Annotated in this window: 12 protein-coding genes; 7 read left to right on the plus strand and 5 right to left on the minus strand. The window is 69.5% G+C overall.

All coding sequences use genetic code 11. The features are described from left to right. Window positions 1-106: 106 nt before the first annotated feature. Window positions 107-835, minus strand: coding sequence for a DUF4191 domain-containing protein (locus ACFWY9_RS34030; protein ID WP_378330291.1), 729 nt, complete (start codon window positions 833-835; stop codon window positions 107-109). Window positions 836-899: 64 nt separating this feature from the next. On the opposite strand from ACFWY9_RS34030, the gene ACFWY9_RS34035 reads away from it, so the two are divergent. The 5 genes from ACFWY9_RS34035 to ACFWY9_RS34055 all read left to right on the plus strand — a co-directional run bounded on the left by ACFWY9_RS34035 (window position 900) and on the right by ACFWY9_RS34055 (window position 5,383). After that, complete coding sequence (locus ACFWY9_RS34035; protein WP_378330292.1) at window positions 900-2,984, plus strand: ATP-dependent DNA helicase UvrD2; 2,085 nt, start codon at window positions 900-902, stop codon at window positions 2,982-2,984. 207 nt (window positions 2,985-3,191) lie between these two features. After that, window positions 3,192-3,458, plus strand: coding sequence for a hypothetical protein (locus ACFWY9_RS34040; protein ID WP_378340789.1), 267 nt, complete (start codon window positions 3,192-3,194; stop codon window positions 3,456-3,458). 151 nt (window positions 3,459-3,609) lie between these two features. Continuing rightward, the gene (locus tag ACFWY9_RS34045) at window positions 3,610-3,996 is read left to right on the plus strand and encodes a WhiB family transcriptional regulator (protein ID WP_378330294.1); all 387 of its coding nucleotides are present in this window, start codon (window positions 3,610-3,612) and stop codon (window positions 3,994-3,996) included. A gap of 338 nt (window positions 3,997-4,334) precedes the next feature. Continuing rightward, window positions 4,335-5,198, plus strand: coding sequence for a class I SAM-dependent methyltransferase (locus ACFWY9_RS34050; RefSeq protein ID WP_378340790.1), 864 nt, complete (start codon window positions 4,335-4,337; stop codon window positions 5,196-5,198). Then, on the plus strand, window positions 5,195-5,383 hold the full coding sequence (locus ACFWY9_RS34055) for a hypothetical protein (RefSeq protein WP_378330296.1): 189 nt from the start codon (window positions 5,195-5,197) through the stop codon (window positions 5,381-5,383). The genes ACFWY9_RS34050 and ACFWY9_RS34055 overlap by 4 nt, the downstream gene beginning before the upstream one ends. 92 nt (window positions 5,384-5,475) lie before the next feature. Here ACFWY9_RS34055 and ACFWY9_RS34060 read toward each other — a convergent pair whose 3' ends face one another. The 3 genes from ACFWY9_RS34060 to ACFWY9_RS34070 form a co-directional block, all read right to left on the minus strand. Further along, complete coding sequence (locus ACFWY9_RS34060; protein ID WP_378330297.1) at window positions 5,476-6,417, minus strand: hypothetical protein; 942 nt, start codon at window positions 6,415-6,417, stop codon at window positions 5,476-5,478. 112 nt (window positions 6,418-6,529) lie between these two features. Continuing rightward, the gene (locus ACFWY9_RS34065) at window positions 6,530-7,831 is read right to left on the minus strand and encodes an ABC1 kinase family protein (RefSeq protein ID WP_378330330.1); all 1,302 of its coding nucleotides are present in this window, start codon (window positions 7,829-7,831) and stop codon (window positions 6,530-6,532) included. A gap of 102 nt (window positions 7,832-7,933) precedes the next feature. Then, window positions 7,934-8,986 carry a TOMM precursor leader peptide-binding protein gene (locus tag ACFWY9_RS34070; RefSeq protein WP_378340791.1) on the minus strand — a complete coding sequence of 351 codons (1,053 nt, stop codon included), beginning with the start codon at window positions 8,984-8,986 and terminating at the stop codon, window positions 7,934-7,936. A 220-nt stretch (window positions 8,987-9,206) separates the two neighbouring features. On the opposite strand from ACFWY9_RS34070, the gene ACFWY9_RS34075 reads away from it, so the two are divergent. Beyond that, window positions 9,207-9,716 (plus strand): M48 family metallopeptidase, encoded by a 510-nt coding sequence (locus ACFWY9_RS34075; RefSeq protein WP_345401715.1) that lies wholly within the window; start codon window positions 9,207-9,209, stop codon window positions 9,714-9,716. Between the two features lie 31 nt (window positions 9,717-9,747). On the opposite strand, the gene ACFWY9_RS34080 is transcribed toward ACFWY9_RS34075, so the two are convergent. Continuing rightward, on the minus strand, window positions 9,748-11,091 hold the full coding sequence (locus ACFWY9_RS34080) for a zinc-dependent metalloprotease (RefSeq protein ID WP_378340792.1): 1,344 nt from the start codon (window positions 11,089-11,091) through the stop codon (window positions 9,748-9,750). A gap of 203 nt (window positions 11,092-11,294) precedes the next feature. Between ACFWY9_RS34080 and ACFWY9_RS34085 the strand changes: the two genes are divergently transcribed. After that, the gene (locus ACFWY9_RS34085) at window positions 11,295-12,299 is read left to right on the plus strand and encodes a PDZ domain-containing protein (protein WP_378330331.1); all 1,005 of its coding nucleotides are present in this window, start codon (window positions 11,295-11,297) and stop codon (window positions 12,297-12,299) included. Window positions 12,300-12,346: the final 47 nt, after the last annotated feature.

Consider the following 12,346-nt stretch of genomic DNA (forward strand, 5'->3'; position numbering starts at 1 on the left):
CTCTCTCATTTTATGCCCCGCCCCCGCGTATTTTCGCGCCTATCGGGGGCGCGGCATCATTGGGCCGCGGGGGTCTTTAGCAAAGGTCCCCTGCTCTGCTCGCGGGTTAGCGGCGGCGGATGGTGCGCTGGACGTTGCGCATCTTGGCGCCGGCGGGCATGGGGCCCTTCGGCATGGCGGCGCCGCGGTTGCCGAGGGCGGCCAGCTTCGCTTCGAGGGCGTCGACCTGGCCGGGCTTGAGGTTCCGCGGAAGCTTCATCAGGTAGCCCTGGAGCTTCTTCAGCGGGACCTCGCCCTCTTCGTTGCCGATGGTCACGTTGTAGATCGGGGTGTCGCCGACGAGCCGGGAGACACGCTTCTTCTCCTGGGCGAGCAGGGACTTCACCCGGTGCGGGGCGCCTTCGGCGACGAGGATGACACCGGGGCCGCCCAGCACGCGGTGCACGGCGTCCAGCTGGGTCGTCGCGGCGACCGTCGGGGTGACCTTCCAGCGGCCGCGGAGGTTCTCCAGCGCCCAGGCCGCCGCGCCGGGCTGGCCGTCCGCCTTCGAGTAGACGGTCCGCTGGACCCGGCGTCCGAAGAGGATCACCGCAGCGAGCACGCCGAGCACGATGCCGAAGGGCAGCAGCGCCCACTGGATGTTGAAGATGAAGCCGATCCCGAACACCACGCCAGTGACGACCAGGATCGCGCCCACCATCAAGGGGATGAGCGCCTTGTCTTCCTTGCGCTGCATCTTGAAGGCCTCGAAGATCTGCCCCCGGCGAGCCTTGCTCGCCGCGCGCTTCTCCTTCTTGGCCTGCTTCGCCGCTTCCTTGTCCAGCTTTCCCGCCATATGACCAGGATACGGCCGCGTGCCCTGCCACGGACCTGTCGGCCCCCTCTGCGAGGATCTCAAGGTGGCTAGCGCATCCTCCCCCAAGAGTCGTCCTGGCCTGCTCGACGGGCTCGATCCGGAACAACGCGCCGCGGCGTCGGCGCCGCGCGGGCCGGTCTGCGTGCTCGCGGGGGCCGGGACCGGCAAGACGCGGACGATCACCCATCGCATCGCGCATCTGATCCGGTCGGGACACGTCGCGGCAGGTCAGGTGCTCGCGGTCACGTTCACCGCGCGTGCCGCGGGGGAGATGCGGTCGCGGCTGCGCGGCCTCGGCGTGGACGCGGCGCAGGCGCTGACGTTCCACGCCGCCGCGCGACGTCAGCTGCGGTACTTCTGGCCCCGGGTCATCGGCGACCGGCCGTGGGATCTGCTGGAGAACAAGTTCCGCTACGTCGGCCAGGCCGCGAACCGCGCCGGGCTCAGCACCGAGACCGAGGTGCTGCGGGACCTCGCCAGCGAGATCGAGTGGGCCAAGGCGTCGCTGGTCAGCCCGGACGACTATCCGGCCGTGGTTTCGCGCACGCAGCGGGACATCCCGGCCAGGGCCACGCAGATCGCCGAGGTCTACCGCAACTACGAGAAGATCAAGAACTCCGCCCAGGTGCTCGACTTCGACGACCTGCTGCTGCACACCACGGCGGTCCTGGAGGAACACGCCGCCGTCGCCGAGGAGTTCCGCGATCGTTACCGCTGCTTCGTCGTCGACGAGTACCAGGACGTCACGCCGCTGCAGCAACGGCTGCTCAACGCCTGGCTCGGCGGACGCGACGACCTCACCGTCGTCGGCGACGCCAACCAGACGATCTACTCCTTCGGGGGTGCCTCGCCGCGCTCGCTGCTCGAGTTCACGCGGCGCTTCCCCGACGCGACCGTCGTCCGGCTCGAACGCGACTATCGCTCGACGCCCCAGGTCGTGACGCTGGCCAACCAGGTCATCGGCGCCGCACGCGGCCGCCCCGCCGGATCCAGGCTCAAGCTCATCGGGCAGCGGCCACCCGGCCCCGAGCCCCGGTTCGCGGAGTTCGACGACGAGGCCGCCGAGGCCGAGGCCGTCGCGCGGCGGGTTCGCGACCTCCTCGACGGTGGGGTCGCGGCAAGTGAGATCGCGGTGCTCTACCGCGTCAACGCGCAGTCGGAGGCGTACGAGCAGGCACTTACCGAAGCCGGGATCCCCTATCTCGTCCGTGGCGGTGAGCGGTTCTTCGCGAGGACCGAGGTCCGGCAGGCGATGTCCGCGTTGCGGGTGGCCACGGCCGACTCCGCCGTGGTCGACCTGGTGACGACGGTTCGCTCCGTCCTTGCCAGGGTGGGGCTGACCGAGCAGCCGCCCTCGGGTGGCGCGGCGAAGGAACGATGGGACGCACTTCTGGCGCTGGTCGAGCTCGCCGAGGAACTCGCGTCGACGGTCGAGGACGCCGATCTGCACCGGTTCGTCGCGGAACTGGACCAGCGGGCGGCCGCGCAGCATCCGCCGACCGTCGAGGGCGTCACCCTCGCGTCGCTGCACGCGGCCAAGGGGCTCGAATGGGACGCCGTTTTCCTGGTCGGGCTTGCCGAGGGCACGATGCCGATCCTTCACGCCGACGGTGACGACGCCGCGATCGAGGAGGAACGGAGGCTGTTCTACGTCGGGGTCACACGGGCGAGAGTGCACCTGTGGCTGTCCTGGGCGCTCGCTCGCACTCCGGGCGGCAGGCGCAACCGGCGGCGCAGCCGCTTCCTCTACGGGCTGATCCCGGAGGACCACCCCGCCGCGCGGGTCGCCCGGTCCCAGCAGAAGCAGGTCGTCGTCAAGACCCGGTGCCGGGTGTGCGACGGGCCACTGCTGGAGACGATGGAGGTCAAGCTTGGCCGCTGCGGCCGCTGTCCGTCCACTGTGGACGAAAAGCTGCTGGAGAAGCTGAAGGCGTGGCGCGGGGAGCGCTCGCGGGAGCTCAAGGTTCCGGCGTTCGTGGTGTTCACCGACGCTACCCTGATGGCCATCGCCGAGCAGCGCCCGACCGACGACGGCGCGCTGGTGGCGATCTCCGGCATCGGTGCGACGAAGCTCGAACGCTTCGGTGCGGAGGTGCTCGACGTGGTCCGGTCGGCCATGCGGTCTTGACCGCGTCTCGGCCATGATCCATGCGGCGAACCCGCTGCTCAGGGTCGATCTTCGTAGCTTGGACGAGTTTTCCGGAAAATAAGTTGCCCCAGGGTGGGCGGGGGTCATAACCTGCACACACCGGGTCGTTAAGGGCCCGACTGGGGATCCATGTGACGCCGACCGCGGAGCGGTTCGCGTGCGACAGAAGAAGGAGGTGCCGGTGAAATGATCTCGAACATGAAGCTCACGAACCCTGGCACCCTTCTGTCCTGCGCCGCGAACGCCGCGCAGGCTCAGCGCCAGGGCACCGATGTGTTCGTGAGCGCTCACGCGATCCGTGGCACGCGCCGTATCGAACGGCTGTGGGCCACCGTCGACACCACCTTCGTCACCGCCACGGCCAAGGCCGGGGCGTACCCGCAGGTTGTCGTCGATCTGCCGACCATCAAGCAGTTCCGTGTTCCGTTGTCCATACGGGAGCGAAGTTCCTGACAGCCAGGTCAGGACGACAGGCTCACGAAGGCCGCGGAACCGGAAACGGATCCGCGGCCTTCGTGTTTTTTTGGCTGCACGACCCCAGGGAGCAGCACTGTCCAGTCCCATCGCCAATCCGAAAACCCGTACGACACAAAGGAGCACTGAAATGTCTTCGGCCTTCACCCTCGCTTCCGAGGGTGCCTTGCCTGACGCCTTCGCCGAGGCGGGCGTCAGCGACCTGCTCGACGCGATCGCGTCGCCCGAGCTCAACCTGCCTTGCCGGTCCGGCGACGCGGACCTCTGGTTCGCGGAGTCACCTGCCGAGCTGGAGCGGGCCAAGAGCTTCTGCGCGGCCTGCCCGGTCCGCGAGGCCTGCCTCGCGGGTGCGCTCGCCCGGCGTGAGCCGTGGGGCGTCTGGGGTGGCGAGATCTTCGAGCGCGGCGTCGTGATCGCCCGCAAGCGTCCTCGTGGGCGTCCGCGGAAGAACGCCGTCGTCGAGCCCGCCGCGGCCCAGGCGCGTCCGGCCGCTTCCGCCCGGAGCGCTGCCGCATGAGCATCGCACCGGTCACCACCAGGGATTACGAGGCGCGAACTGCCGAGACGGATCGCCGTCCCGCCCAGCTCAAAGACGTTACGACCAAGGAGATCAACGAGATGTTGCTGTACGAAGAACTGTCCAGAGCACGAATACGGGACCTCGAGGAAGGGGTCCGTGCGCAGCGGGAACGAGGTAGCGTTCGTGCCGCTCGCCGGTGGAGCCGGGTAGCCCGATGGGCGAACCGCCGCGCGGAGCGATATCGACAGGCTTGAGTGAACGGAGGGCCGGCCGCCGAGGCCGGCCCTCCGCCTCGTTTCGGGCCGCCGCGGCAGCGGTTGGTGTTCAATGTGGTGGTGGCCACACACACTCACGACGGCATCGACTGGGCCGACCGCCTGGCGGCGTTGCGGATGGCCGACGCGCTCCACGCGGAAGCGCTGACGGCGGCGGCACGGCGCCTTGCCGACCTGTTGCCCGAGTCGCCGACGGTCGTGGACATCGGCTGTGGAGCGGGTGGGATGAGCGTTCTGTTCGCACGTGAGCTCGCCGGTCGTTCCGGGGGAACCCTCGTGTTGACGGACCTGACTCCCGAGTTGCTCTCCGAGGCCGAGCGCGCTGTCGCGGCCGAGGGAGTCGAGTGCCAGGCAGTGCTCAGCGATCTCGCCGACCCCGCGTTGCCGGATCTGCTGCCCGCCGCCGACCTGGTGTGGGCCTCCGGGGTGGTACATCACGTCGCGGACCAGCAGGCCGCGCTGCGTACGTTGGCCACGCTGACACGCCAGGGCGGATGGCTCGCGATCTCCGAAGGTGGCATCGCGCCGCACAGCCTTCCCTGGGACCTGGGCGTCGGCCGCCCCGGCCTCGAACAGCGACTGCTGGCCGCGCGCGAGGAATGGTTCGTCGGGATGCGGGCAGGGATCCCGGGCGTTGTCCCGATGCCCTATGGCTGGCCGGTCGCGCTGCAGCGAGCGGGGCTTTCGGACGTCACGTCGTTCAGCGTGCTCCTGGATCACCCGGCACCGGGAACGCCACAGCTGCGGGACTACGTCGTGCACGGTATGCGCAGACTCGCCGATTGGGCTGGTGAGCACCTCGCTACCGACGATCGTGCCGCGCTCGGCGTCCTGCTCGACCCGAAGTCGCCCGAATACCTTGGCGCACGCGAAGATCTGTACCTGCTCGGTACCAAGACGATCCATTGTGGACGGCGGGCGTGACTGCTGCGGAACAGCCGGTCGCATGCCACCGATGTGGCCGGTCACGGCCCGGCGACGAGGATCCCGTGGAAGCGCTCTCCTGGGTTTCCGACCGCGACCGGGGCACGCCGCGCTGGCTCTGCCCGCGGTGCGCTCGCGAGCATGTCCGTGACATCGAAGGGAAACTCCCGGACGAGTACTGGTGAACTCGCTCATGCGATCGCCTCGCTCCGCGAGACAGTATTGAATCCCTTGTCGCGCATGAGCGTGATGCCCATGATTCGCTCGCAAGCATCGCTCATGCGGCGTTCCCGACCCGGCCGTAGGCCCGCACCTTGGGGCGAGGGGTACGTGCTGCCTGCCCGAACGCCCGCACCAGCTCGCTGACGACCTCACGCGTTCGCTCCTGCATCTGGCGGAGCGTGCACCGCACCAGGACGATCCCGGTCGCGGTCAGGGCCAGATGACTGAAGCCGTCGCCCGGTTCGTTCGTGTCCGTCCGGTAGCGCCAGGCCAGCCCGACCTCGTCCCACCACGCGTCCGCCGTGCCGATCCGGCGGCCACGCAGATCGCACACGGTGACGTTCCAGCTCGGCGGCGGCAGCGGTGTCACGGCCAGCACCTTCGCGGCCCAACCCTGTGCGAACGTCTCGTGTCCGCTGATCCCGCGCAGCGCCGCGCGGACCGCGGCCGAACCGCGCTGATCGCCCGCGTCCAGCTCGGCCAGCAGGTCGGCCTTCTCGCACAGGCCCCAGTGCAGGGGCAGCGTGAGCAGGTACGTCAGCCTGCAGGGGTCGGGTTCCCGCCGGGCGAGGTCGAGCGTCGCGCGGCTCGCAGAGGCGAACGGAAGCCCGTCCACCAGCACCGGCTCCGGCATGCGTGAGGTCCGCTGGGTCACCACGCCGGTTGCGGTGAGCCTACGGCCTTCGGGCACCAGCAGCCGGATCTCGTTGGTGAGCCGGTAGTTCATGCCGTGTGCGCGCAGCGCGTCGGTGCCGGTGATGACGACGCCATCACCGAAGCGCGCGATCGCGGCGTGCAGCATCTGCAGCCGGGTCGGCGCGGTGTTGCGCATCAGGAACACCCCGGGGTGCAGCCGGCGCCACGGCCCGTCGGGACCACAGAGCCGGGCGGTTCTTCGTGCGGACACTCCGGCGCTGCGCAACTGCTTGTTGTTGACGACTCCGCTGGCCGTCGGGTCACTGAGCGCCAGGATGTCGGCGCGATCCGTGATGGTCATGATCCGAGCATGACCGCTCGGCCATCCGGGTGGAACCGGCTTCCTGAGGTTGTGGACAACTCCGCTCCGCGAACGGAGAATTCCGGTCGCTTTCCGTTGCCCTGTGGATAACTCAGGTCGCGAAACCTGGCTGCCAGCGCTCCACGATGTCCCTGGCCGGGATCTCGGCGTCGAGTTGGCAGAGGATCCCCGTCGAGCCCGCGGTGACCCGGTGGATCATGAGGTACTCGGGTGGCAGGTTGAGCGAGCGGCCGACCCGGAAGTCGCTGCCGCGGGTGTTGCCCAGCCGCCCGGCCTGCTTCTGCATCCAGCGGCGCGTGAAGTGGAACGTGGGCCCGGCCAGCGGTTCGGTGAAGGGGGACAGGTAGGCGAGGACTTCGTCCGCGTCCAGTTCCGTGCCCGCTCGCACGAATCCGCACTCGCGCAGCAGCCGCATGAGTTTGTCGGAGTCGCCGTCGAGCGCCAGCCGCGTCATCTCGCCGAGGTGCGCGGGGATCCCGTCGGGCAGCCGGGCCACCCCGCCGAAGTCGATCACACACATCCTGCCGTCGCCGGTGAGCATGAAGTTGCCCGGATGCGGGTCCGAATGCAGCAGGCGTGCCCGCTCCGGTGACGAGTAGTGGAACTCGGCCAGCAACCTGCCGGACAGGTCGCGGGTCTCGCGGTCCCCGTTCGCGATGATCTCCGAGAGCGGGGTACCCGTGACCCACTCGGTGATCACGACCTTGGGCGAGCTGGCGACGACGCGGGGAATCAGGAACCCGGGATCGCCCGCGAACGCCTTGGCGAACACTCGCTGGTTCTGCGCTTCGGCCTGGTAGTCGAGTTCCTCGTTCATGCGGTCGGCGAGTTCGGCGAGCAGGGGCTTGACCTCGGTGCCCGGGACGAAGGCCTGGAACAGCCTGCTGAACCGCTGGAGTTGCCGCAGATCGCTGCGGAGCGCTTCGTCGGCGCCGGGGTACTGAACCTTGACCGCGACCTCGCGCCCGTCGTGCCAGGTCGCGCGATGCACCTGACCGATACTCGCGGCCGCGGCGGGTTCGTCGTCGAACTGGGCGAACCTGGCCGACCAGGTGCGGCCGAGCTGCTCGGCGAGCACGCGATGAGTCTGCCGGGCCGCCATCGGCGGGGCCGCGGCCTGCAGCTTCGTGAGGGCCTCTCGGTAGGGCTTCGCCATGTCGTCGGGCACGGCGGCCTCGAACACGCTCAACGCCTGCCCGAACTTCATCGCGCCGCCCTTGAGCGAGCCGAGGACCTCGAAGAGCTGCTCCGCGGCCTTCGCCGACAGCGTCGCGTTCACCTGCTCCGCACTTTGGCCCGCCATCCTCCGTCCCCAGCCGCCCACGGCCCGCCCGGCGATCCCCAGCGGCAGGCTGGCGAGCTTGGCGGTCCGGGCGACGCCCTTGCTGGGCATCGCGGTTTCTCGGTCTGCGGGACGGTCGTGGGAGTCGGTCACCCTAGCGATTCTGCCTTGGGAACCCTTGCCGGCACAGCAGGTTCGGGACGTCTCCGCGGTCTACGCCGGGTGACGTACGGCTGAGGCGCCGCAGCCGCATCGAGGGTGCGGGACCCAGACGCGGCGCCGCACCTTCCCCTCGAAGGCGTCGATCTCCAGCGTCGCGTTCCACACCGGGGGAGCGGTTTCGCTCGGGGAAAGCAGCCGCATCGCCTGCGCCACCCCCAGCGCGGCGGTGGCCTGGACGGCGCCCAGATCCGGGTGCTGGTCATGGCGGATCAGCTGACTCGCGACCCGGGGCCAGCACGGCTCGAGATCGGTCCGGTGCAGGTCAGCGCAGTGGAGGCAACTGCTTCGGCCGGGCACGACCAGCGGGCCGACGATGCCGGTGCCGTCCCGGACACGCACCGGCAGGTGCGGTGTCCCGGCCGTCATCAGCTCGTCGACCACTTCGGGCGCGGGGACCACGGCGTCGGTGAGCAGGACCAGTTCCGGCCCGCGGATGCTGGTGAGGCGAGTGGTCCGGGTGCGGGCGTCGACCCGGTGGACGACGTCGGCCAGCGCGGTCCGCCGGGGCTTGCCCAATTCGGTTTCGGTGAACCCGGAACCGAGGTCCTGTTCGATGACGGTGCCCGACATGCGGACGTCGATGTGCCCGACCCCGGCGTTGGCCAGGAGGACCGCGGTGGCCACGGCCAGCCGGCCGTCCCCGTGCACGGCCATGGCGCTGTTCCGGCGTCGTTCGGTCAAGGCCGTCTGATGGTGTCTCGCCCGCAGCGACCACAGCCCGGTTTCGGCGCCGCGTCGCGGAGAGTGGCTCGCCGGCTCCGCTTCGGTGACCAGCCCTAACGCTGTGAGCTGGGTGAGAACCGTGCGCAGTTGCTCGCGATGTTCGCTCTCCGCGAGCAAGATCGTGTCGACGCTCTGTTGACCGTCGAGTCTGCGAAGCCTGCCGACCACCGCGTCGGGCAGGTCGGTGATCACGACGCCGTGCCGTGGGTCCAGCCCGAGCTGGATCTCGTCGGGCCCGCGTTCGAGCACGTCGAGGCCGGAAAGCAGAACCGGGTACCTGGGCAGGGGCACCGCCGGGGTGGTGATGGTCGAGGTGCTCATGAACGCAGCATGGCAGGTGAGCGCTTGATCACCGTCCGGAAACAGGCCGGTTATCCACAGGGGGAAGCCGTTGTGGACAAGTCGGCGCTGTGACTTTTCGGCGCTCGGAGTTGTCGGTGTCTGGCCTTACCGTTGTCGAGTGGTCGAAGCACGGATTCCGTCTCTCAGAAGCCGGGGCAAGACGAACCCCCCGGCCGACACTCCCGGACACAAGGTAGAGGTGCGGCGTAGCCAGCGCCGGCATCGCACGGTCACCGCGTACTGGAACGACGACACGCTCGTCGTGCTCATTCCGGCACGGATGACCAGGGCGGAGGAAAAACACTGGGTCACCGAGATGGAGCGCAAGCTGCTGCGCTCGGAACCACGTCGTGCGGCGCCGCCGAAGGCGTCGGACGACGTACTGCTCGCACGCTGCGAGGTGTTGTCCAACAAGTATCTCGACGGCACGGCGGTCCCGGCGAGCGTGCGCTGGGTACCGCCGATGCGGACGAGGTGGGCGTCGTGCACCCCGGTCGACGCCACGATCAGGGTCAGCGACCGGCTCCGCCGGGTGCCACCGTGGGTCCTGGACTACGTCCTCGTGCACGAACTGGCGCATTTGCGCGAGCCAGGGCACGACGCGGCGTTCTGGGCGCTGGTGCGGCGCTACCCGAAAACAGAACGCGCGATCGGGTTCCTGGAGGGCCTGTCCTCCGCCGCCGGATGGGGCATAGCGGCGGAGGACTGAGGGAACAAAGGACGGCGGCGGCCAGGGCGGGTCAGCCCTGGTCGCCGGTGTCTTCCTTGCGGTCCTGCTCGGACTTGTCCTGGGCCGCCTTGCCCTGTTCGGTGCGCTCGAGCTCGGCGATCGGGTCGACATCGCCCGTGTCGGCCGAGCCGAGGCGCTCCGCGAAGTCCAGTGGCTCGTCCAGATCGGCGGCGGTCGGCATCAGGTCGGGATGCGACCAGAGGCGGTCCCGCTGCTCGACACCGTGCTGGTCGCCGACCAGCTTCCACAGCGCCGAGGCGGCGCGCATCCGCCGCGGCCGGAGTTCGAGCCCGACCAGCGTCGCGAACGTCTGCTCCGCGGGCCCGCCGGTGGCGCGCCGCCTGCGGAGCGTCTCCCGGAGCGCGTCGGCGCCCGGCAGCCGGTCGCCGATGGCTTCCGCCACCACGACGTCCACCCAGCCCTCGACGAGAGCCAGCAACGTCTCCAGCCGGTTCAGCGCGGACTTCTGCTCTGGCGTGGTCTGCGGCTCCAGCAAGCCGGAGGACATGGCCTCTTCGAAGCTCGCCGGGTTGGCCGGGTCGATCCGGCCGGCGAGCTGTTCGAGGGCGGAGGTGTCCACGGTGATGCCGCGGGCGAACTCCTCGACCGTCGCGAGCAGCCGCTGCCGTAGCCACGGGACGTGGGAGAACAGGCGCTGGTGCGCGGCCTCGCGCGCGGCGAGGAAGACCAGGATCTCGCTGCTCGGCAGCTCGAGGCCCTCGGCGAACTTCTCGATGTTCGAGGGCAGCAACGCCGATGTCGCGGCGGGGCCGAGCGGGAGCCCGACCTCGGTGGAGGTGAGCACCTCGGAAGCCAGTTGAGCGAGCGCGTTGCCGAGCTGGGAGCCGAAGGCCATCCCGCCCATCTGTCCCATCATCGACAGCAGCGGGCCCGCGGCCTGCTTGGCCTCCTCGGGTAACGCCTGCATCCACGCGCCGGAAACCTGTTGCGCTACGGGATCGCACAGCCGCTGCCAGGTGGGCAGCGTCTTCTCGACCCATGTGCGGGCGGACCAGGCGACCGTCGAGGTCGCGCCGGCGGGGAGGATGGTCGCCGCGTCGAGCCACAGCTCAGCGAGATGGGCGGCGTCACGCACCGCCGAGTTGGCGTCGCCGGAAGAACTGAAGCCGATCTTGGACTCACCGGTCTCGCTGAGGTTCTGCAGCGCGATCTGCTTGGCGAGGTCGTAGTTCACCGGCCCGGCCGAGCTACCCGCCTGGCTGAGCATCTGGCCCAGCTGGCTGAGCATCTGACCCAGCTGATTGAAGGCCTCGGCACCGCCGGGGTCCGACGGCTCGTTGTCACCTCGTTTGTCGGGATCGGGCGGTCCGAAGCCGAACGGGGGATTGCTCATAGGACCACCGTACGCGTGTCAGGCAGCCCCGACCTCGTCAACCGGGCCGATGAGCGTGGCCTTCACCGAGAAGCGAACACGGTCACCGTACGCTGTCGGGCGTGACCAAGTCCTCCGAGGAGACCGCTCCCGCGAAGAGCAGCGCCGCGCAGGCGAACGAGTCGGCGGATCGCCCCCGCGGCATGAGCCGGCGTGGCTGGACCCTGCTGGTCAGTGGCCTGCTGTTCCTGGTGTTCGCCGTGGTCGGGTCCGTGGTCAAGGTGCCGTTCGTCGCGATCAGCCCCGGGCCCACCTACGACACGCTCGGCCGGGACGCCGCGAACAACCCGGTCATCCAGGTCGCCGGGCACGAGGTGTTCCCGACGACCGGCGAGCTGCGGATGACCACGGTGTCGCTGAACGACGGCATCACGATGTTCACCGCGCTGGGCCTGTGGGCCAGCGGACGGTACGCGCTCGCACCGCGTGAGGAGTACTTCAAGCCGGGCGAGACCAACGAACAGGTCAAGCGCGAGAACATCCAGCAACTGCAGGACTCCCAGAGCAATGCGCAGGTCGCCGCGCTGCGTCATCTCGGCTACCCGGTGAAGGTGGTCGCGAAGGAGATCGTGTCCGGCAGCCCCGCCGACCACGTGCTTTCGCCGGGCGCGCGGCTGATCACCGTCAACGGTAAGAAGATCGCCGAAGCGGGCGACGTGCGGGCCGCGCTCAACGGGACGAAACCCGGGCAGTCGGTGCCGATCACGTTCCAGGCGGACGGCCAGCCAGAGCGGACCGTCCCGATCACGCTCGCGCAGCGGCAGGACCGGCAGGAAGGCTTCATCGGCCTCACCGCCACCGACCGTGCGGACGCGCCGTTCTCGGTGAACATCTCGCTGCAGGACGTCGGCGGCCCGTCGGCGGGCCTGATGTTCACGCTGGCGATCATCGACCGGCTGACGCCCGGCGACCTCGCGGCCGGACGGCACATCGCGGGCACCGGCGAGATCAGCGAGACCGGAAAGGTCGGGCCGATCGGCGGGATCTCGTTCAAGGTCGTCGGCGCCCGCGAGGCAGGCGCGACCGACTTCCTGGTGCCCGAGCACAACTGCGCGGAGGCCAAGACGGCGGCGCCCGACGGGCTGAACCTGATCAAGGTGTCCACACTGGACGACGCGCTCGCCCAGTTGGCCAATCTGAAGGCGGGCAAACCCACGACGTCCTGCTGAACCTGCTCGGTCCGGCAGCCGAAAGAGGAGCAAGGGACCTTTGCTAT

The sequence above is a fragment of the Amycolatopsis sp. NPDC059027 genome, assembly GCF_042739735.1.
GTDB lineage: Bacteria > Actinomycetota > Actinomycetes > Mycobacteriales > Pseudonocardiaceae > Amycolatopsis.